Source organism: Vibrio cholerae (assembly GCF_008369605.1).
GTDB classification, from domain to species: Bacteria; Pseudomonadota; Gammaproteobacteria; order Enterobacterales; family Vibrionaceae; genus Vibrio; species Vibrio cholerae.
Genome location: NZ_CP043556.1, coordinates 26,070 through 46,963, shown reverse-complemented (window position 1 = coordinate 46,963; position 20,894 = coordinate 26,070). Strand labels below are relative to the sequence as shown.

At 48.3% G+C, this 20,894-nt stretch carries 19 protein-coding genes; 13 read left to right on the top strand and 6 right to left on the bottom strand.

Going from position 1 to position 20,894, the window contains the following annotated elements; translation table 11 throughout:
- Positions 1–6: 6 nt before the first annotated feature.
- A complete protein-coding gene (locus F0316_RS14370; protein ID WP_069213358.1) occupies positions 7–1,404 on the bottom strand; it encodes an aspartate aminotransferase family protein in 1,398 nt (465 codons plus the stop codon).
- Positions 1,405–1,420: 16 nt separating this feature from the next.
- On the bottom strand, positions 1,421–2,524 hold the full coding sequence (phnW, locus tag F0316_RS14365; protein WP_069213357.1) for a 2-aminoethylphosphonate--pyruvate transaminase: 1,104 nt from the start codon (positions 2,522–2,524) through the stop codon (positions 1,421–1,423).
- Positions 2,525–2,766: 242 nt separating this feature from the next.
- On the opposite strand from phnW, the gene F0316_RS14360 reads away from it, so the two are divergent.
- From F0316_RS14360 to F0316_RS14340, 5 genes are all read left to right on the top strand, one after another.
- Positions 2,767–3,777: a putative 2-aminoethylphosphonate ABC transporter substrate-binding protein gene (locus F0316_RS14360; protein WP_172626052.1), complete on the top strand. Its 1,011-nt coding sequence runs from the start codon at positions 2,767–2,769 to the stop codon at positions 3,775–3,777.
- A 136-nt stretch (positions 3,778–3,913) separates the two neighbouring features.
- The gene (locus tag F0316_RS14355; protein ID WP_000152207.1) at positions 3,914–5,086 is read left to right on the top strand and encodes a putative 2-aminoethylphosphonate ABC transporter ATP-binding protein; all 1,173 of its coding nucleotides are present in this window, start codon (positions 3,914–3,916) and stop codon (positions 5,084–5,086) included.
- A 10-nt stretch (positions 5,087–5,096) separates the two neighbouring features.
- Positions 5,097–6,797: a putative 2-aminoethylphosphonate ABC transporter permease subunit gene (locus F0316_RS14350; protein WP_162811005.1), complete on the top strand. Its 1,701-nt coding sequence runs from the start codon at positions 5,097–5,099 to the stop codon at positions 6,795–6,797.
- A 24-nt stretch (positions 6,798–6,821) separates the two neighbouring features.
- Complete coding sequence (phnR, locus tag F0316_RS14345) at positions 6,822–7,526, top strand: phosphonate utilization transcriptional regulator PhnR (RefSeq protein ID WP_001200476.1); 705 nt, start codon at positions 6,822–6,824, stop codon at positions 7,524–7,526.
- 65 nt (positions 7,527–7,591) lie between these two features.
- Positions 7,592–8,497, top strand: coding sequence for a DMT family transporter (locus tag F0316_RS14340; protein WP_000011453.1), 906 nt, complete (start codon positions 7,592–7,594; stop codon positions 8,495–8,497).
- Between the two features lie 99 nt (positions 8,498–8,596).
- Here F0316_RS14340 and F0316_RS14335 read toward each other — a convergent pair whose 3' ends face one another.
- Positions 8,597–10,069 carry a peptide MFS transporter gene (locus F0316_RS14335; protein WP_095462195.1) on the bottom strand — a complete coding sequence of 491 codons (1,473 nt, stop codon included), beginning with the start codon at positions 10,067–10,069 and terminating at the stop codon, positions 8,597–8,599.
- Positions 10,070–10,287: 218 nt separating this feature from the next.
- On the opposite strand from F0316_RS14335, the gene F0316_RS14330 reads away from it, so the two are divergent.
- Positions 10,288–11,226 carry a YdcF family protein gene (locus F0316_RS14330; RefSeq protein ID WP_057563628.1) on the top strand — a complete coding sequence of 313 codons (939 nt, stop codon included), beginning with the start codon at positions 10,288–10,290 and terminating at the stop codon, positions 11,224–11,226.
- 81 nt (positions 11,227–11,307) lie between these two features.
- Here F0316_RS14330 and F0316_RS14325 read toward each other — a convergent pair whose 3' ends face one another.
- Positions 11,308–11,559, bottom strand: a complete 252-nt coding sequence (locus tag F0316_RS14325) for a putative hemolysin (RefSeq protein ID WP_001043846.1) — start codon at positions 11,557–11,559, stop codon at positions 11,308–11,310.
- A 239-nt stretch (positions 11,560–11,798) separates the two neighbouring features.
- On the opposite strand from F0316_RS14325, the gene F0316_RS14320 reads away from it, so the two are divergent.
- From F0316_RS14320 to F0316_RS14295, 6 genes are all read left to right on the top strand, one after another.
- Complete coding sequence (locus F0316_RS14320; protein ID WP_000096569.1) at positions 11,799–12,731, top strand: exopolyphosphatase; 933 nt, start codon at positions 11,799–11,801, stop codon at positions 12,729–12,731.
- A 92-nt stretch (positions 12,732–12,823) separates the two neighbouring features.
- Complete coding sequence (locus F0316_RS14315; RefSeq protein WP_000803723.1) at positions 12,824–13,345, top strand: NUDIX hydrolase; 522 nt, start codon at positions 12,824–12,826, stop codon at positions 13,343–13,345.
- Between the two features lie 211 nt (positions 13,346–13,556).
- Positions 13,557–15,374 carry an extracellular solute-binding protein gene (locus F0316_RS14310; RefSeq protein WP_001914695.1) on the top strand — a complete coding sequence of 606 codons (1,818 nt, stop codon included), beginning with the start codon at positions 13,557–13,559 and terminating at the stop codon, positions 15,372–15,374.
- An 8-nt stretch (positions 15,375–15,382) separates the two neighbouring features.
- Complete coding sequence (locus F0316_RS14305; protein ID WP_000954190.1) at positions 15,383–16,465, top strand: microcin C ABC transporter permease YejB; 1,083 nt, start codon at positions 15,383–15,385, stop codon at positions 16,463–16,465.
- Entirely contained in the window at positions 16,465–17,520 is a 1,056-nt protein-coding gene (locus F0316_RS14300) for an ABC transporter permease (RefSeq protein WP_162811019.1), read from the top strand. The genes F0316_RS14305 and F0316_RS14300 overlap by 1 nt, the downstream gene beginning before the upstream one ends.
- A complete protein-coding gene (locus tag F0316_RS14295; protein WP_149560628.1) occupies positions 17,517–19,109 on the top strand; it encodes an ABC transporter ATP-binding protein in 1,593 nt (530 codons plus the stop codon). The genes F0316_RS14300 and F0316_RS14295 overlap by 4 nt, the downstream gene beginning before the upstream one ends.
- 83 nt (positions 19,110–19,192) lie before the next feature.
- On the opposite strand, the gene F0316_RS14290 is transcribed toward F0316_RS14295, so the two are convergent.
- Positions 19,193–19,585, bottom strand: coding sequence for a PPC domain-containing DNA-binding protein (locus tag F0316_RS14290; RefSeq protein WP_000581517.1), 393 nt, complete (start codon positions 19,583–19,585; stop codon positions 19,193–19,195).
- Complete coding sequence (locus tag F0316_RS14285) at positions 19,582–20,178, bottom strand: TetR/AcrR family transcriptional regulator (RefSeq protein WP_149560627.1); 597 nt, start codon at positions 20,176–20,178, stop codon at positions 19,582–19,584. The genes F0316_RS14290 and F0316_RS14285 overlap by 4 nt, the downstream gene beginning before the upstream one ends.
- A 101-nt stretch (positions 20,179–20,279) precedes the next feature.
- Between F0316_RS14285 and F0316_RS14280 the strand changes: the two genes are divergently transcribed.
- Positions 20,280–20,891: a glutathione S-transferase gene (locus tag F0316_RS14280; protein ID WP_148526939.1), complete on the top strand. Its 612-nt coding sequence runs from the start codon at positions 20,280–20,282 to the stop codon at positions 20,889–20,891.
- Positions 20,892–20,894 lie beyond the last annotated feature (3 nt).

Below are 20,894 nucleotides of genomic sequence, written 5' to 3'. Positions count from 1 at the left end.
TTTTCCTTAACGTAAATAACCCATTTGCTGGCTAACAGCGAGCAAAGCGGAATAGAGAATATCGAGAGCTTGATCCAGCTCTTGGCGTGAAATGATCAAAGGCGGGCTAAGTTGCAGCACATTGCCTTGTGAGACTTTAAAGCTCAGCCCGTGACGTAAGCAGTGATAAAGTACGGCCTCGGCTTCATCGTGAGCACGCTGTTTGGTGTGGCGGTCGGTCACCAGTTCGATGCCCCAAAGCAATCCGATACCGCGCACATCCCCAATCAGTGAAAATTGCTGCTGCATTTGACTAAGACGTTGACGCATATAAACGCTATCAGCCTGCACTTTGGCGAGTAAGTTGTGCTGCTCAATCACTTCAATCGTGGCTAATGCGGCAGCGCAGCCCAGCGGGCTTTTTTCATGGGTGTAATGCCCCAAAGAAACTTGTGCAGCCGTGTTGTATTTTTCTTTGGTAAGTAGGGCGGCAATCGGGATAAGCCCAGCCCCCAAACCTTTGCCGATACACAAAATATCGGGCTCGATGCCGAACGCTTGGTGAGTAAACCACTCGCCGCTGCGCCCCATGCCGTTGGGAATGTCATCAATGATCAAAAGCACATTGTGTTTATCGCAGATTTCCCGCACCCGCTGCCAATAGGCGCGGCTAGGTACTTGTACATCGGTATTGCGTACCGCTTCGGCGATGAATGCGCCAATGCCGCCTTCTTTTTCAATCACGTATTCCAAGTAGTCGGCATAGTGCACATCGCTGCCGTCTTCGCGGGGAAATGCACCGCGATAAGAGATGGCTGGAGGAATACGCTCCACGCCTGCCATCAGCGGTCCCATGCCTTGGCGGAAACAAGCTTCGCCGCCAACGGAGATCGCATCCAGTGACGCGCCATGAAAAGCATCCCACAAACTGACTACTTTAAAATTCTGCGTGACATGACGCGCTAATTTGAGCGCCATACCAATCACCGAAGTACCGCCGGGAGCAAACAGCACTCGGTTTAGCTCACCGCCGGCAATCTCCGTGAGCTTTTCTGCGCAGCGAATCGCGGTTTCATGGGTAAAACGGCGCGGGGCGAAGGGCAAGGTTTGCATCTGTTCGGTGATTTTTTTGATCACCTGCGGATGACCATGACCGAGTTGATGCACATTATTGCCATGAAAATCGAGATAACTTTTCCCTGACACATCATACAAATAGCAGCCCGCTGCACTGGCCAATACATCGAGGCAAGGTGTGGACATGGCTTGATGCAGAAACACATTTGCGTCACGTTGTAACAAATTCTGAGTGGTTTCATCATTCACATGCGTTAGCCAATCGCGACGTGCGGCGGTGGTATTGATATCACCTTCACTACGCCAGTGAGTTGCACTATGCGGTGAGAGGGGTTCGAATGCTTTCATCGTTTTTCCTAACCGTTTACGCTTGTTGCCAATACATAGCGTGTTGCATGGCGCTCAGTAGGCGCTCAATATCTTGCGGATACACCTCACCAATATTGCCAATACGGAAGCAGTCAGCGTGACTGACTTTGCCGGGATAAATCACAAAGCCTTGCTGTTTTAAGCGCTGATAAAACTCCGCAAACTGGTAATCCGAATGTTCAGGTGAATAGAAAGAGGTGATGATGGGGGAATGCAGCTTTTCTGGGAGTAACGGGGCAAAACCCAGTTCACGCATACCTTTCACCAATTTGGTCTGATTGGTCTGATAACGCTGATAGCGCGCCGCGATGCCACCTTCGTTTTCCAACTCAAGTAACGCTTGGTAGAACGCACGAACCGTATGAGTGGGAGAGGTAAAACGCCACTTGCCGTGATTTTTCTCCATACATTGCCATTGGTCGAACAGATCTAAAGTAAGTGAGCGTGCGCGGCCTTGGCACTGTTCAAGCTCGCTGCGTTTGGCAATCACAAAACCAAATCCCGGCACCCCTTGAATGCATTTGTTGGCTGAGCTGATCATAAAATCGATACCCAGAGCACCAATATCCATCGGAATACCGCCAAAGCTCGACATCGCATCGAGAATCACACGCTTGCCATGCTGTTTAGCGAGCTTAGCCACCTCGGCAATCGGGTTCAGCATGCCAGTGGTGGTTTCGCAGTGCACAATCGCCACATGCGTAATTGCCGGATCATGGGTCAGCACATCGGCAATCTCATCAAGATTAGGCTGCGCCGTTTCTCCGGGAGCAATAACACGACATGCGATATTCAGGTACTGAGCGATTTGCGCGATGCGTGCCCCATAAGCACCGTTGTCAATCACGAGCAGCTTATCAGTGGGTAACATCACGCTTCCAATGGTGGCTTCGACAGAAGCGGTGCCACTGCCTTGCATCAACACGGAGGTGTAACCGGATTGTGTGGTGGCCAGTGTGACGAGTTTGCGGCGGATCACTTCAACAATCTCTAAGTTGTAATCATCATCCCAAGTACACCAGTCTTTAAGCATGGCTTCACGCACGGATTCTGAGGTGGAAAGCGGTCCTGGGGTCAGCAGTAGGTAAGCATTCTTCATGTTCATTCCTTTTTTGGACTATACCAATAAATTTAGCGCTATCTAACAACGAGAAATGCACGCGGTAAACCCTTCAAAGGCTAATTTCATAAAAGTTTCATAACCACGGATACAGGAAAAATGGCATAAAAAGAACTCAAAAACGTCGTGAAACTGCCAATTTTTCTTCATCGAATCGTCACATAGACTGGGTAGGGTAAATAACAATTCTGGTACATACCAAGCTAAATCAATTGGAGAGGATGATGAACAAGCGTATATTGAAAGGAACCTTAACAGCGATCGCAGCACTTATTTCTGCTCATGCGTTTGCGGGACAAGAAGTCACGGTGTATACCGCATTTGAAACCGATCTGCTGGCGAAATACAAAAGTGCTTTTGAAAAAGAGAACCCAGATATTGAGATTAAGTGGGTACGCGATTCGACCGGGATCATGACGGCAAAACTGCTGGCTGAAAAAGACAACCCACGTGCAGAAGTGGTGTGGGGATTGGCTGGATCTTCAATGGCTCTCCTCAAAGATCAAGGAGTGCTAAAACCTTACACACCCAAAGGAGCAAACGAGCTACGAGCTAATTTGAACGATCCGCAGGCTCAGCAAGCTTGGTATGGCAACGATGCTTTTTTTAACGCGGTATGCTTTAACGAAGCGGTGGCAAAACAGCTGAATTTACCTAAGCCACAGAGTTGGGAAGATTTGACTAACCCTGTCTATAAAGGCCACATTGCGATGCCTAACCCTGCATCTTCCGGCACGGGGTACATGCAAGTTTCCGCATGGCTGCAAAACATGGGCGAAGATAAAGCGTGGGATTACATGCAACGCCTTGATCAAAATATTGCCCATTACACACATTCTGGCTCAAAACCTTGTGTTCAAGCGGGGATGGGTGAAGTGGCGATCGGCATCTCGATGGCAACGCGTGGCGCAAAACTCAAAACCCAAGGCGCACCGTTGGATGTGATTGTACCAAACGGTATTGGCTGGGAATCCGAAGCGGTAGGGCTAGTCAAAGAAAGCGATGCGGCAAAGCGTGTGGTCGATTGGTCTGTCTCGAAAGCGGCAAATAAGCTGTATATTGAGAGCTATCCTATCGTTGGCCATCAGGACGTTAGCAAGCAAGTGCCGAATTATCCGAATGTTGAAAAAGTGATGGCGAAGATGGACTTCACGCAAATGGGAAGTGATCGTGCCCGCGTGCTGCAAACCTGGTCTGAAAAGTTTGATGCTAAATCGGAACCCAAATCTTAACTTGTTCATCAAAGGAGGCGAAAGCCTCCTTTTTACCTAACTGTCATCAGATAGTCACGCATCAGCGATAAAACTGTCACCGCATTGCAATAAAGTCTTGTTAATTTTGGACTATACCAAATTAAAGGTGACTTTTATGACCATTCATCATCCTAATTCACAGCAGCAGAATGAACCTCAAGCGATCAGCAGAAGCTACCTTGATATTCGTCATGTGGTAAAACAGTTTGGCTCATTTACCGCGTTGAAAGAGATCAGTTTGTCGATTGAAAAAGGCGAGTTTGTCTGCTTTCTTGGCCCTTCTGGCTGTGGCAAAACCACCTTGTTGCGCGCCATCGCAGGGTTAGATCTCCCCACCTCTGGCACCATCCACCAAAACCAGCAAGCGATTACTTTTTTACCACCCGAGCAGCGTGATTTCGGCATCGTGTTCCAATCTTATGCTCTATTTCCCAATTTAACGGTGGAAGAAAACATCGCCATCGGTTTGCGTAATCAAGGCATGTCAGTCCGTGATGCGTTAGAGAAAGTGGAGCAGTGGTTGGAGATGATCGGGCTCGCCACATCGGCACAAAAATACCCAAGCCAGCTCTCTGGCGGTCAGCAGCAGCGGGTGGCGTTAGCGCGTGCTTTGGCATTATCGCCGGGGTTATTACTACTTGATGAACCGCTTTCCGCTCTCGATGCCAAGGTAAGAACGCATTTGCGCGAAGAAATTTGCCAACTGCAACGTAAATTGGGCATTACCACCATCATGGTGACGCATGATCAAGAAGAAGCGTTAACCATGGCGGATCGCATTGTGGTGATGAACCACGGGGTGATTGAGCAAGTTGGTACGCCGCAAGAGATCTACCAAAAGCCCGCCAGCCGTTTTGTGGCTGAGTTTGTTGGCACGATGAATTTTATTCCCGTTTCCATGGCGAGTTCCCAGCAACTGCGTATTGCTGAATCCCTTATTGCTTTGCCCAAAATCGAAAATTATACGCCTTGCCAAGGTGAGCAATTTGATTTGGCTGTGCGCCCTGAAAATCTAGAACTGGTTACGCGCTACAACGAAGCCATTCCAGTCGTCATTAGCCATTTGGAGTTTCTTGGCGCGTTTTATCGGGTCGAATGTGTGTTTCAAGGTGAGCGTTTGGCTCCGCCCGTGTATGTCGATTTACCGATCACACAGGTACAAACTATGCATTTAAAAGCGGGCGATGTTCGATATTTGGCACTGAGAGCAGGGCAGTTGCGTGCGTACCGTCGTAAGGTCATGTCGACAACGCCAGCAGCTACAGCCAGCTGTGCTTATGCGGCTTAAGGAGAAGAGTATGTTGAATGTTGCTCGTACTTTTTCAGTGCGGATATTGCCGCATTGGAGCCGCGATAGCCTAATTTTATCGACCACCTTATTGATCCTGCTATCACTGATGCTGTTGTTTATTGTCGCGCCGTTGGCCGCTATGTTGTTGAAAAGTTTGCAAAATGGGCAGGGTGAATTTGTCGGGCTCGCTTACTTCGCCCAGTATTTTTCCTCGGCAGCACTCTGGCAATCCTTGCGCAACACCTTAGTGCTTGGCATCAGTGTGACGGCGATTGTCGGTATCCTCGCGTTTGGTTACGCCTATGCGTTAACGCGCTCGTGCATGCCGGGAAAACATCTGTTTCGAGTGTTAGGCAGTGCGCCGATTCTCGCGCCTTCATTACTGCCCGCGATCAGTCTGATTTTCTTATTTGGTAATCAAGGCATGCTCAAGAGTTGGCTCGGCGGTGAATCCATTTATGGTGGCTTAGGTATTACGCTCGGGTTGATTTTCTGGACATTTCCGCATGCTTTGATGATTCTGACCACCTCGCTCAGCACATCGGATGCTCGTCTGTATGAAGCGGCGAGGGCGCTGAAAACATCCCCCATCAAAACGTTTTTTATTGTCACTCTACCAGCAGCCAAGTATGGGTTGATCAGCGCCTTGATCGTTGTGTTTACTCTGGTGGTGTGTGATTTCGGCGTACCGAAAGTGATTGGGGGCAGCTATAACGTGCTTGCAACGGATATTTTCAAGCAAGTAGTGGGGCAGCAAAATTTCGCGATGGGCGCGGTGACCAGTATTGTGCTGTTGCTACCCGCCGTGTTTGCGTTTATTGCCGATCGCTGGGTGCAGAAAAAACAGCAAAGCCTATTTGATACCCGTTCTGTGGCTTATCAACCAGCGCCACATCGGCTGCGTGATGGTTTATGTCTGCTCTATTGTGTGCTGATTTGTGTGGCGATTGTGGCGGTATTAGCCACGGCGGTGTACGGCTCACTGGTGACGTTTTGGCCGTGGAATACAGCGCTAACCCTCAAACATTACCAATTTGCCGAAACCAGTGCCTATGGTTGGAGCCCGTATTTTAACTCACTCACCTTAGCCAGCTTAACCGCAGTGTGTGGGACGGTGATCATTTTTCTCGGCGCTTACAGTATTGAAAAAGGGCGAGTGTTCGCTCCGCTGCGTCAGGCGATGCAGATGCTGAGTATGGTACCGATGGCGGTTCCCGGCTTAGTGCTGGGTTTGGGTTACATCTTCTTTTTCAATCACGCGTCTAATCCGCTCAATGGTTTGTACGGTGGCATGCTGCTTTTGGTGATTAATACCGTGGTGCATTACTACACGGTGGGGCATATGACGGCGGTTACCGCGCTTAAACAGTTGCCACCTGAATTGGAGGCGACGGCGGCCTCCATCAAGCTGCCGCAATACCGCTTACTGTGGAAAGTGACGTTACCTGTCTCCTTGCCTGCGGTATTGGACATTGCTAGCTATTTGTTTATTAATGCATTAACCACCACTTCTGCGGTAGTATTCCTCTACTCAACCGACACCGTACCCGCATCGGTTGCGGTATTGAATATGGATGATGCCGGGCAGACGGGCGCCGCCGCTGCCATGGCGGTGATGATTATGCTCTCGGCTGCATTAGCCAAATTGCTGCATGTGGGATTAGAGTTTGGATTGTTTGGCCGCCTGCAAGCTTGGCGCAAGCGTTAGTGGAAAGAGGCAATAGGATCGCAAGTGCAATACGTAAAAATTAAAGATGCCATCGTAGAGCAGATTGATGCCGGCATGCTGATGCCGCGCCAAAAGCTCCCCGCTGAGCGCAAGTTAGCTGAATCATTTGATACTACGCGAGTCACCTTGCGTGAGGCGCTTTCCCTGCTCGAAGCTGAAGGAAAGATTTACCGTGAAGATCGCCGCGGTTGGTTTATTTCGCCCGCGCCTTTACGCTATGACCCCACTCAAACGCTCAACTTTACCAATATGGCGTTGGCGCAAAATCGCCAGCCGAAAACGGAGTTGGTGTCTGCCAAAGCGGTGATCGCCAACAAGCAGGCGACTCGTCTTTTAAAACTCAAACCGTTTTCGGATGTGTATCGCGTAGACCGTGTGCGTTATTTGGATAACCGACCTGTGGTGTATGTCACCAACTACATTCGCCCTGAGCTGTTTCCAAACCTGCTCGATTTTGATCTGTCGCAGTCACTCACCGATCTGTATCGTGAACACTATGCGACACAATACCAGACGATTCACTACCGTATATCCACCAGCTCGTTACTGGGTGAAATGGCTCAAGCCCTGCGCGCAACGTCAGGTACACCGGCAATGGTGGTGGAGCGGGTCAACTATAACCAGAAAGGCGAGTTGATTGATTGTGATATTGAATACTGGCGTCACGATGCCATTACCATTGAATCCATCGCAGAATTAAAGCGTTAATCCATTTCGCGAAAGCGCAGATTGCTTGCCCTGTCGATGACTGGGCTTTTTGACAAGGTTGTCGTATGTCTTTTGTGCCTATCATCTTAGTACTGTTTTCTGCACTGTTGCATGCGGGTTGGAATATCATCGGCAAGCGCTACCAAAGCTCGGGTCCTTCTTTCTTCCTTGGTGCCACTTCAGCGACCTCACTGCTCCTCACGCCTTATATTGTGTGGTATTTCACTAAGATTGGTTGGTCAACGCTGCCGACTCAATTTTGGTTACTCTTGGTGGTAAGTGGGCTGAGCCAAATGGTGTACATGCTGGGGCTGGCCTTTGCTTACAGCAAAGTGGATATCGGCATTGCTTATCCTTTAGCACGCGGATTGCCCGTATTGTTGGTTGGGGCAGGCACTGTGATGCTGGGCTATGACTTACAGCTTAACCAGTGGCTGGGATTTGCGTTGATCACACTCGGCTGCTTGATGATCCCGCTGCAAAAATTTCGTCAGTTCCGTTTCGCCGATTATGCCAACCTCGGCATTGTGTGGGCTCTGGTCGCAGCGCTAGGCACGGCGGGATATTCGATTATCGATAAAGAAGCGCTGGCGATCATAGAACAGACCGTAGGCTCACAAATGCCTGCCAGTTACTCTGCCGTGCTTTATTTGGGGATTCAATTTTGGGCAATGTGCATACCACTGGCGATCTGGTATTTGCTCACTGGTCAACGCGCTCCATTTGTTGAAGCATGGCGCATTCGTTATACCGCGACCCTCGCGGGATTGATGATGGGGGGAACTTATAGCTTGGTTCTCTATGCCATGACGTTGACCGAAAACGTCAGTTTTATTGTCGCACTGCGTCAAACCAGCATCGTGTTTGGACTGTTTATGGGGATCGCATTTCTTGGAGAGCGTTGGTACGTAACTCGTTTACTCGGCGTTAGCGCGATTGTGGCAGGGTTGGTTGTTGCCTTCGCCAGATAAGAATAACTGGATAAAAGAAATGGCCCGCAGGCCATTTCATCAATCATCAGCAGTCGCATTGCCATCTCTGGTTTGTGCGATGGTCTGATTCACCACTTGTTAAGCTTGCTTATCTTGGATACTTGGTGAATTCACATCTGCGGCGGCAAGCATTTTACGGATCAGGACAGATGCAAGCAGAGCCACACCCACCATGACGACTGCGAGTACCGTTAGCAGTTTGAAGTAGTCGCCGTAAATGATCTGTACGATCTGCTGCGTCACCACTTGGCCTTTTTCTAACGCGATGGAAGTCGAGAACACCGCGCCAATAATGCCACTGAGCGCCATCGCAATATAAAACAAGCTCACTGAGAAGTTCTCAATCTGCTTGGGGGCAACGGACAGAATAAACGCCACCACTAAGCTTCCCACCACGACTTCGGCAAACGCTTGGAAGAAATGGATCACCAAGAACACTTCTGGGCGGATAATTGCCTCTTCACCAACGGTGGAAACGGCAAACGTCAGAATGCCAAATGAAATAGCGGTTAGCACAAAGGCAAACGCGATTTTGGTTGCGGTTGAGAAGGTAATGCCACGCTTTTCTAGTGTAGGAAACAGATAGGAAATGACGGGACCTGCCACGATACACCAGAGTGGATTCATGGCCATCGAGGCTTCCGGCGCAATCGGGATGATGCCAAACAGCTCGCCGCGCATGGTATTAATCGTGACCATGGTCATTGAGGTCATCATTTGCCCGTAATACACAAAGAAGCAGGTGGTCAGCACCGTCACAATCAAGATGGTGCCCATTTTGAGAGCTTCCGCGCGGCGAGCTTTCAACATCAAATTGATGAAATAGACAATCGCCGCAAGCCCAATCGCATACACGATGTTTTGGCCAATCACCATGTTGGAAAACATGAAGAAAACCAACCCAACCATCGCTAATGAAAGTAGGGTGAACGCTATCCAATTGCCCATGCTGACGGATTGCTGATCTTTCTCGCTAGCCACTTCAATCAGTGGACGACGCATCACCACTAGGGTGATGGTGGCTAAGGTTGCCATTAATGCAGAAAGCGCGAAGCTGCCGTGAAAACCCAGCAGCAACACTAACATTGGAAACAGGTACTGCCCCAAAAGTGCGCCGACGTTGTTGACCGAATAGTTAACGGGATAACCATTATTGAAATCTTCTTCACTGGCAAAAGTACGTTTGTACAAGCTTGGATAAGAAGGTGACATTAAGCCGCGAGCGTAGCTAGCCAAAGCGATGCCAACCAGACTTAAGGGAACATGGGTGGATGATGCACCCAAAACCAATAAAACGTAACCAATCGCAAAAGTTACGTAGGAAATGGCTAATGAACGATACGCGCCGAGAAATTTATCGGCAATAAAGCCTCCGGCGATGGCAAACAGGGGCCCAATCGACGAGAATGCACCCACGACCATCATGGTATCGGCTTCGCTGTAGTTGAGATCTTCCAAGAAGAAGCGAGTTAAGATCACCATAACGCCGTAGAACGAGAGGCCAAACATCATTTGGCAGAACATCATTGATTTATTGAGTCTATTCCACATATCGGTCTGTTTCTTTGCATTAAGCTGGTGTATATCTCTAAACTAAGTCTTTACATCAGCATCTAATAAAATAAGGGCGCGATTATGGCAGAAAAAATCCGTGATGCACTCATTTTCTCTATCGCAACGATTGGGTGGTGTTGGTCGGTGATGAGGGGAGAATGAATTTATTTTCCTATACCAGTTTTTAATACTGAACGTCAGAGAGGCAAGATTGAATGTCAGCAGTGTGTCCGATTTATGTGGTGCTTGGTAAACGTCTTAATGCTAACCAACTGACATTAGAAGGCAAAAGCCGCGTCGATGGATTAATCTCTGCGTTACAGTGTCATGAAAATACGGCGGCACGAGTGGTATTTTGCGGTGGCATTACTCTCGGCCAGACGGTGTCTGAAGCAAAGCGAATGCATGAGTATTTTGAGCAACGTCGCCAACAATTAGGGCTGTCATTCCCACAAATCGATGTACTGCTTGAGCAAGAATCCACCAGCACAGTGGAAAATATTGAGCATGTGGCGCAGGTATTATTGGAAAGTGGTGTTGTGCAGCGCGGTGAAACACTTGCCTTGACCTTGGTATCCAATGACTATCACCTCAAACGAATTTTTGAAATCCAGCAACTGATGGATGAACAAGGCTTGTTACGTAAGTTGATTGAGCGCTGTGCGCAGTCTGGCGTCCGGTTAGAGATAGCGCGCGATCTTAAGGCTCATCTTTGCGTGCCGTATCCTCACCAAAACCCGCAAGGCTTACGTTTTTTGTGGGTCGATGAACTGACGACTTATCGTGTTTTTCTTGAAGGCGTTGTGGCAAACGCTTTCCAAAGGCCGCTCACGCAAGTTCAGCAGCAGCCTTATTGGATTGCGCAAAAAGCGATCGCCGAACTTCGCCACACCATGAGTGAAGAGCCCAGATTACTTTCATTGCTCGATGTGATTGAAACCGTCGTGAAGTCCACGGTTTACCAGATTCAGCATGGTCAAGTTAATCATGACCAAGTTAACCATAGCCTAGCGGTAAATCATTCCACCATGGACAGTCAGATAGATAAGCAGGTGTTTTGTGAAGCGTTGGCTATCTTGGATTCTGAACTGACGTTATTGAACCGTTTGTGCGATCCCGAGCTCGAACGTTCAGGACGTTGGTGGAAGCGCTAACTGAAAGTGCGCTAACCGAAAGCGCGCCAATGAAAACCAAAAAGGCAGCTAGGCTGCCTCATCTATCCCAACCGGCGGTGACTATTGTTGGTCATGGTTTTGGCGAAAATATTCCCACTGTTCGATTTTCTCACCATCTTTGGTCACGCAGTAAGTGACGCGTTGCTCATTCTCCGTCACCATCTCCAACTGACCCCCTTGCTCCACACAGTAAACGGAAGCTGGGTTTGCCATAGAAGTGTATTCCTTAACGGTGTACTCATTCTCTTGGCGCGCACAGCCAGTGAGCAGAACGGCACCAACAACAGTGAGTAATAGGGCGGTTTTATTCATGCTTTCTCCATTTTTTGTTACGGGTTGCATATCAGTATTCTACAAAATTAATTTTTTGCTATATGTCAGATTTGTCAAAAGATTGATGCTGTCTACAATTAATAAAAGCTCAAATAAACAACATTTTTGTTTCATTTTAGGTTTGGTATCCCATGATTGGCCGTTAAGACGTCAATGTATATGGTGCAACAGAGTGTTTCTAATGGGCAGGGATCTCAAAGCTTTGAAGAGGGAAGAACATGTCATCACTCAAGTATCGATTAGTGACACGCAGTGATTTTGATGGTTTGGTGTGTGCAGTTTTGCTCAAAAGTATCGAGCTGATTGATGACATCCAGTTTGTCCATCCGAAAGATATGCAAGATGGTAAAGTCCCGATCACGGAGCGAGACATCATCACTAACTTACCTTATGTCGCCAACGCGCATTTGGTATTTGATCATCACCACTCAGAAACCCTCAGAAATAAAGGCGAGAGACCGAATCACATTATTAACCCGAATGCGCCTTCGGCCGCACGTGTGGTGTGGGAGCACTACGGCGGAACCAAAACCTTTCCGTTTGAATGGGTTGAAATGATGGAGGCGGTAGATAAAGGGGACTCGGCGCAATTTACCCGCGATGAGGTCTTAGATTCTACGGGCTGGAATTTGCTCAACTTTTTGATGGATGCTCGGACGGGTCTTGGACGTTTCCACAATTTCCGGATTTCTAATTACAACTTAATGATGGCATTGATTGATCACTGCACTCACGCATCGATTGACGAAATCCTGCAACTGCCAGATGTGAAAGAACGGGTAGACCTGTACCGTAAACATGAAACCTTGTTTAAAGAGCAGATCCAGCGCTGTGGTAAGGTTTACCAAAATCTGGTGTTGCTTGATCTTACAGAAGAAGAAACGATCTATGCGGGGAACCGTTTTATCATTTATGCCCTTTATCCGCAGTGCAATATTTCTATTCATAAAATGTGGGGATTCCAGAAACAGAACATCGTGTTCGCCACCGGAAAATCGATTTTCGATCGCAGCTCGAAAACCAATATCGGTGAATTGATGCTCAAATATGGTGGGGGTGGACACGCTGCCGCAGGTACCTGCCAGATCGCGATTGAAGATGCGGATCGCGTCGAAAAAGCCTTGATCACCCAGATCAATGCGGATGGTTAAATTTGATTCAGCGCAAATAGACCCTGATTTATCAGGGTCTTCGACTTTTTGATGTGTTAGCATCGCTCAAAACCGTTGGAAAAGGAGAGCCGATGAAACCTCTATATGTCGCTATACACCCTGATATTAAGCCGTTGAACCAGCAGCGAATTATGCAACGTAAAGCCGCTCGCGCGATTGCTATGCGCGGTGAGCACATTTTGCTCCTCTACACTGAGCGTTACCACGATTATTCTTTGCCCGGTGGTGGATTAGAAAGCAATGAAGATGTGCTAATGGGCATGATCCGCGAGCTGCAAGAAGAGACCGGGGCGCAAAATGTCCGCAACATCCAACCCTTTGGCTTATACCAAGAATTTCGCCCTTGGCATAAACAGCAAGAAGCGGATGTGATCCACATGGTGTCTTATTGTTATTGCTGTGAGGTGGATGAAAAACTGGGTCAAACCCAGCTTGAAAACTACGAGCAACGTAATGGTATGAAACCTATGTGGGTGAACATCCACGAAGCGATTGCTCATAACGAGCAAACCCTGCTCAATGATTCACGCAAAGGCATGAGTATTGAGCGGGAAACCTACCTTTTACGGTTAATTGCTAAAACCCTTCATTGATCACATTTTCAGGGGAAGAATTTCCCCTGAACTCACTTGCCGCCGACCTGCCACTTCAAGTAGTTTGTGACTATACTATCCAAGTAACTGAATTATTAATAATTTCAAATGTCTTACCTAAACGATTTGACACCGAGTGCCGCTAACTTGGCTGCAGCTTCAAATGGGAAGGTATTGATTATCTGTTTACGTCGTGTTGAGGGAGAAAGCCATGCGCAGTTGGAAGCCGATTGCTTTAGGAGTGACGCTCGCGTTATCGAGCCAATTCAGTTGGGCGGCCGTGATAGAAACCACTCGGCTGGTTGGGTTTGGGGAAGCTAAATACCCAGAAAACTTTACGCACTTTGATTATGTCAACCCACAAGCTCCCAAATACGGCAAAGTGACCTTCGGTGAGTTGGGCACATACGACAACTTTAACCGTTTTGCTTCACGTGGCGTGGCGGCGGCCAATACCGCAGAGCTGTATGATCCTCTCATGTTTTCTCCTGCGGATGAAATTGACTCTTACTATCCCTTGATTGCCAGTAAAATTCGCTATTCCGATGATTTCACTTGGCTGGAAATTGATCTCAATCCGAATGCGCGTTTCCATGATGGCAAACCGATCACCGCGCAGGATGTGGAGTTCTCTTTTGAGAAGTTTATGGCCGAAGGTGTCCCGCAATATCGAGTGTATTATCAGGATGTAAAATCCGTGAAAGCCATTGCTGAGCGGACAGTACGCATTGAAATGAAGCAGCCAAACCGTGAACAGTTATTCAGCTTGGCGCAATCGACCCGAGTCTTACCCAAACATTACTGGCAAGACAAGAATTTGGCCGAGCCGCTCAATGAGCCTCCCGTTGGGAGTGGCGCTTATCAAATTGTCGATTTCAAACCCGGTCAGAGTGTGACCTATAAGCTGAATCCTGACTATTGGGCAAAAGATTTGCCTGTCAACGTTGGGCGCAACAACTTCGCCCAGATCCAGTACGACTACTATCGCGATGACACCGTGATGCTGGAGGCGTTTAAAGCAGGTGAGTTTGATTTACGTGAAGAGAACCAAGCCAAGTTCTGGGCGACCTCTTACACTGGGCGTAATTTTGACCAAGGTTTGATTAAGAAAGAGGAAATTGCTCACCAAGCGCCAGCCTCTACTCAGGGATTTATTTTCAATACACAGCGTCCTGTGTTCCAAGATGTTCGAGTCCGTGAGGCACTCAACTACGCCTTGGACTTTGAATGGATGAACAAAAACCTGTTCTACGATCAATACAAGCGAACCCGCAGCTATTTCCAAAACACCGAATACGAGGCTCAAGGTCTGCCGAATGCCGCAGAACTTGCTGTGCTCACCCCTTACAAAGAACAACTACCCGCTCGGGTATTTACGGAAACTTATCAGCCTTCTGTGACCGATGGCAGCGGACGAATTCGCACCCAAATGCGCGAAGCATTTGCCTTGCTGAAAGAAGCGGGATGGGAGCTGAAAAATAAGGTGATGACCAACGTCAAGACTGGTGAGCCACTCAGTTTTGAACTGCTGATTTACAGTCCAACAACGGAGCGAATTGCGATTCCTCTGCAAAAAAATCTGCAACTCATGGGGATTGAGATGAAGATCCGCACGGTCGACACCACGCAATACACCAAACGTCTGCGTGATCGTGATTTTGACATGATATCGCACGGCTTTAGCGCGAATCCTTACCCGAGCCCGAATCTACTGATTGTTTGGAATTCCAATTATATGGATTCCAGCTACAACTCAGCGGGGGCCAATCATCCGGTGATTGATGCTCTGACCGAACAAATAGCCAAAAGCCAGCAAGATACCGAAAAACTTCGCGCACTGGGTTCAGCGCTCGATCGCGTATTGCAATGGAATTTCTACATCATTCCGCAATGGCATTTGAGTATGTACCGTGTGGCGATGTGGGATAAATTCAGCCGCCCAAGTGTGCTGCCCAAATATTCCCTCGGTTTAGACACTTGGTGGATAGATCAAGAGAAAGCCGCGCGGCTACCTGAAAAACGGCGTTAGGAGGCGCAATGCTCAGTTATATTCTGCGCCGTTTGTTACTGGTGGTGCCTACATTGTGGGCCATCATCACCATTAACTTTTTTATTATTCAGATTGCTCCTGGGGGCCCAGTAGAGCAGGCCATTGCTCAGTTGGAAGGTAACACCTCTGGCGTCATGGAGCGTTTTACGGGAGGCGGGCAAGAAGTCGCGACGCCGACGGATGCGCCGGTTTCTGGTTATAAAGGTTCACGTGGACTTGATCCGCAAGTGGTCGAAGAGATCACCCGTCGTTTTGGCTTTGATAAGCCCATCCATGAACGCTATTTCCAAATGCTTAAGGATTACGCCACGTTTAATTTTGGCGAAAGCTTATTTCGTGGCGGCGATGTGATTGACTTGATTGTGGAGCGATTACCGGTTTCCATTTCCCTCGGATTGTGGAGCACGCTGCTCATATATCTGATTTCGATTCCTTTGGGGATCAGCAAAGCGATTCATCACGGTTCGCGTTTTGATGTTTGGTCGAGTGCGGTGGTGATCATTGGCTACGCTATCCCCGGATTTCTGTTTGCGATCATCTTGATTATCCTTTTTGCCAGCGGCAACTATTTGAGTTGGTTTCCGCTGCGCGGTTTAGTTTCCGATAACTTCGCCAGCTTGCCTTGGTATCAACAAGTGCTGGATTACTTTTGGCACCTCACCTTACCCACATTAGCCATGGTCATTGGCGGTTTTGCGACGTTAAGCATGCTCACCAAAAACTCGTTTTTAGACGAGATTAACAAGCAATATGTGGTCACCGCGCGTGCGAAGGGGTTGGATGAACGGCGCATTCTCTACAAACATGTGTTTCGTAATGCCATGTTGATCATCATTGCCGGATTTCCGAGCGCATTTATCAGCATCTTCTTCACGGGTTCGATGTTGATTGAAGTGATGTTCTCGCTGGAAGGTATTGGTCTACTTGGCTTTGAAGCCACTATCCAACGTGATTATCCTTTGGTATTTAGTTCGTTGTATATCATGACTTTGCTCGGGTTGTTGCTCAGCATCATTTCAGATTTGACTTACATGTGGGTTGACCCACGCATTGATTTTGAGGCTCGTTGATGGGGATGACAAAAGCAAGCAAGCGTGTGCCGAATCCGTTGACTGAGGCGCGTTGGGCGCGATTTAAAGCTAATCGGCGTGGTTTTTGGTCATTGTGGATTTTCTTATTGCTGTTTGTAGTGAGCTTGTTTGCTGAGCTTATCGCTAACGACAAGCCACTCCTCATTCAGTATGACGGAGCGTGGTACATGCCGATTGTACAGCGCTATAGCGAAACCAAATTTGGTGGAGAATTTGATACTGAAGCGGATTACACCGATCCCTATGTGGTTAGCTTGATTGAAGAGAAAGGGCAAATCATCTGGCCGCTGATCCGTTTTCATTATGACACCATCAATTTTGATATCACCGGCAGTGTGCCTTCTGCGCCGGATTCCGTGAACTGGTTAGGTACGGATGATAAAGGGCGCGACGTATTAGCTCGGATCATTTACGGTTTTCGAATCTCAGTGTTGTTTGGTTTTATTCTCACGGTGATTTCGTCACTGATTGGCGTTTTAATCGGCGCTACGCAAGGCTATTACGGCGGCTGGCTCGATCTGTTTGGGCAGCGCTTTATTGAAGTGTGGTCTGGCATGCCAACCTTGTTCCTTTTGATCATCTTATCGAGCTTTGTTGAGCCGAATTTCTGGTGGTTGCTCGGCATCATGGTGCTGTTTAGTTGGATGAGCTTGGTGGGCGTCGTGCGTGCCGAGTTTTTACGTTGCCGGAATTTTGATTATGTACGTGCTGCACAAGCGATGGGAGTCAGTGATATGCGCATTATTCTGCGCCATATGTTGCCAAACGCTATGGTCGCCTCGTTAACCATGATGCCGTTTATTCTTTCTGGCTCAGTCACTACTCTCACCTCATTGGATTTTCTTGGCTTTGGCTTGCCCGCCGGTTCACCGTCATTGGGCGAACTGCTCGCACAGGGCAAAGCCAACTTACAAGCGCCTTGGCTTGGTATTTCAGCGTTTGTGGTGCTGTCGGTCATGCTGACTTTACTGGTCTTTATCGGTGAAGCGGTACGTGATGCCTTTGACCCTCATTTACAACGGAGCCGCGCATGAACGATTGGGTATTGAAAATAGATAACCTGTCGGTGGGTTTTGGTATCGCAGGGCAGGCACGCCCTGTGACGGAAGGGGTAAGCTTAACCATTGCACGTGGTGAAACGTTGGCTTTGGTGGGAGAAAGTGGCTCGGGAAAATCCGTGACAGCCAACGCGATTTTGCGTTTGTTGCCCAAAGGATCGGCGCACTATTTAAGTGGCAGCATTCATTTTGGCGATGTTGATACCCTGCGCTGCTCAGAGCGCGCGCTGCGCGGCATCCGCGGGGGACGCATAGGGATGATTTTTCAAGAGCCGATGGTCTCGCTTAATCCTCTGCACAAAATTGGAAAACAGTTGGTGGAAACCTTAGCGATCCATCGAGGATTACGTGCAACGGCAGCAGAGCAAAAAGCGATTGAATGGCTTGGCAAGGTGGGGATTCGTCATCCTGAAATTAAGATTAATGCCTATCCGCATGAACTCTCCGGTGGTGAGCGGCAACGTGTGATGATTGCCATGGCGCTAATCAATGAACCCGAGCTACTGATTGCCGATGAACCTACCACGGCATTAGATGTTTCGGTACAAGCGCAGATTTTGGATTTACTTAAATCTCTGCAACAAGAATTGGGCATGGCGATGTTGTTCATTACCCATGATTTGAGCATAGTGCGCCGAATTGCTGACCGAGTGGCGGTGATGCAAAGTGGCCAATTGGTCGAAACTAACGCATGCCACACTTTGTTTGCTGCGCCTGCACATCCCTATACCCAGCAGTTGATCAATGCCGATCCGCGTGGTGTGCCCGTCCCTATAGCGATGGATGCTCCGACGCTGCTGCAAGCGGAAAAGTTACGGGTGTGGTTTCCAATCAAAGGCGGTTTTTTTCGCCGCACTCAAGCCTATATTAAAGCGGTTACAGATATGAGTTTCACCTTGGCCAAAGGTCAATCGTTGGGTTTGGTGGGGGAAAGTGGTTCAGGGAAATCGACCACGGGCATGGCGATTCTCAAGCTTCTCGACTCACAAGGGGCTATCCGTTTTGCAGGGCAAGATCTGCAAGTTCTCAAACGCCGTGAAATGCTGCCGTATCGCAGTAAAATGCAGGTGGTGTTTCAAGACCCATATTCTGCGCTTAATCCTCGAATGTCGGTGGCGCAAGTGATAGGCGAGGGTTTACGCGTACATAGCCAGCTTAATGATGACGAGATTGATCACGCGATTTGCGCGGTGATGCAGGAAGTCGGCTTAGATATAGAAACTCGGCATCGCTATCCCAATGAATTTTCTGGTGGTCAACGGCAGCGTATCGCGATTGCGCGGGCGTTGGTGCTCAAGCCTGAGTTCATATTGCTTGATGAGCCAACCTCATCGCTAGACCGAACTGTACAAGCGCAAGTACTGGATTTGCTGAAAGGTTTGCAGCAGAAATACCAATTAACCTATCTGTTCATTAGCCATGATCTCGCGGTGATCCGCGCTTTATGTCACCACACCATAGTGATGAAAGCGGGGGAGATTGTCGAACATGGCGAAACTCAAAGCCTATTTGAGAATCCCAGTCACCCGTATACGCAGCAGCTAGTGCGTCTTTCTCTGTTGTAATCGGGCGAGTAATTGTCTTCCTATACTTCTTCTTACTTGGAGTTGCAGCCAACACTGCTGCCGCTTCAAGTAAGAAGGATTCACTATGAGACCACAAGCTCGCTATAGCCAGTATTGGGGTCAAACTCTCGTGTAAAGTGGTGCTGCGGATAGTGATGGATCATCAATTCTGCCGTGGTATTGATAAGGTTCCCCTCGAGCAAATGCCCACCCCAAACACGCCCCTGTGCATCAGCAACCGCGATATGCAAATGGCAATGTTGGTAAGTTAAAGTACCGGAGAGTGACAGAATCTCAAACGGAGCACTCACTTGTAGGGTCGAAACACTATCGGCAAGGCGAATATGCAACGTCGATAAGCATCCCACGCACGACGCGATAGAGCCTGCATGGATTCGATGTTGTTGAACGAGCTGTACAATCTGCTGCTTTAAATCCATTCCTCGAGTTAAGCGCAGGGCAATCAAATGGATCATGCTTTGGCCTCTATAAAATCATCCTCTATCAAACGGATCAAGGCTTCTAATCCCTGCTCAAGATTGGCATGGCGCTGCGCTTTGCCAAGCACGCGCATACCTTGCATCTGGGTCAAAACTAATGGCGCCAAAGAGTCCGCACAAAGATGAGCCGCAATTTGACCTTGTTGTATCGCATTGTTGAGCGCACGGGCGATCAGGTGCAGCAGATGATCAAATAACGCGTGACCTTTGTTTAAGACTTCATCGTCCGTGTCTGCATGCTCAACCAAAGCATTTTGCATAAAACAACCACGGTTTCCCTCGCGTTGGAGCGCGGCAAAATGTTGCAAAAACGCTTTCAATTCTGGCCACGCCGCACTTTCGAGCTCGAGATCTTTAAGGGCAGGGGAACTGACCAAATTCAGATAACGATCCAGCGCTTCATAATAGAGCTTTTGCTTATCACCAAACGCGTTGTAAAGGCTAAAGCGATTGATTTGTAAGTGATCGACCAAATCGGATATTGCAGTATTGGCATACCCTTTTTGCCAAAACAGCGTCATTGCTTGGTGTAATTTCTCTTCGCGATCAAAGTTGCATTTTCTTGCCATTGGAAACTCGGTTGCTTAAATCTATTCTTGACTGAACGTTCAGAAACTGCGTAGAGTATATCCAGAACGATCGTTCAGAAAAAGGAATTAAGGAAAGCAACATGAAATTATATGAAACCGCGATGACGCCAAGCTGTCGCAGAGTCTCGATTTTTCTTAAAGAATTAGGCATTGCTGTTGAGCGTGTTCAGGTGGACGTTCGTGGTGGTGAAAACTTATCGGATACCTTTAAAAGCAAAAGTCTGAACGGCAAAGTGCCTTTGCTTGAACTGGATGAAGGTACAACACTGTGTGAAAGTGTGGCGATTTGTCGTTATTTCGACCTTACCTATCCCAATACGCACAAGTTGTTCGGGGATTCAGCATTAGAACAAGCTCAAGTTGAAATGTGGCATCGAGTGGTTGAGTTTCAAGGCTTGTATGCAGGATTTCAGGCGTTTCGAAATCTAAGCGGTATCTATAAAGATCGTGAACACTGCGTTTACGCGTGGGGTGAAGAGAGCAAAGCACGCGTGGCAGCCTTTTTGCCACAACTTGAGCAGCGATTGGCACAGTCGCGATTTATTGCCACAGATCGTTTCACCATTGTTGATATTACCGCCTACATTTTTATTGGTTTCGCCCAAAAAGCGCTCGAACTTTCTGTGTTTGAACACTATCCGCACATCACTCGTTGGTTTGAGCAACTCTCGCAACGACCAGCCTTTCAATAAAGG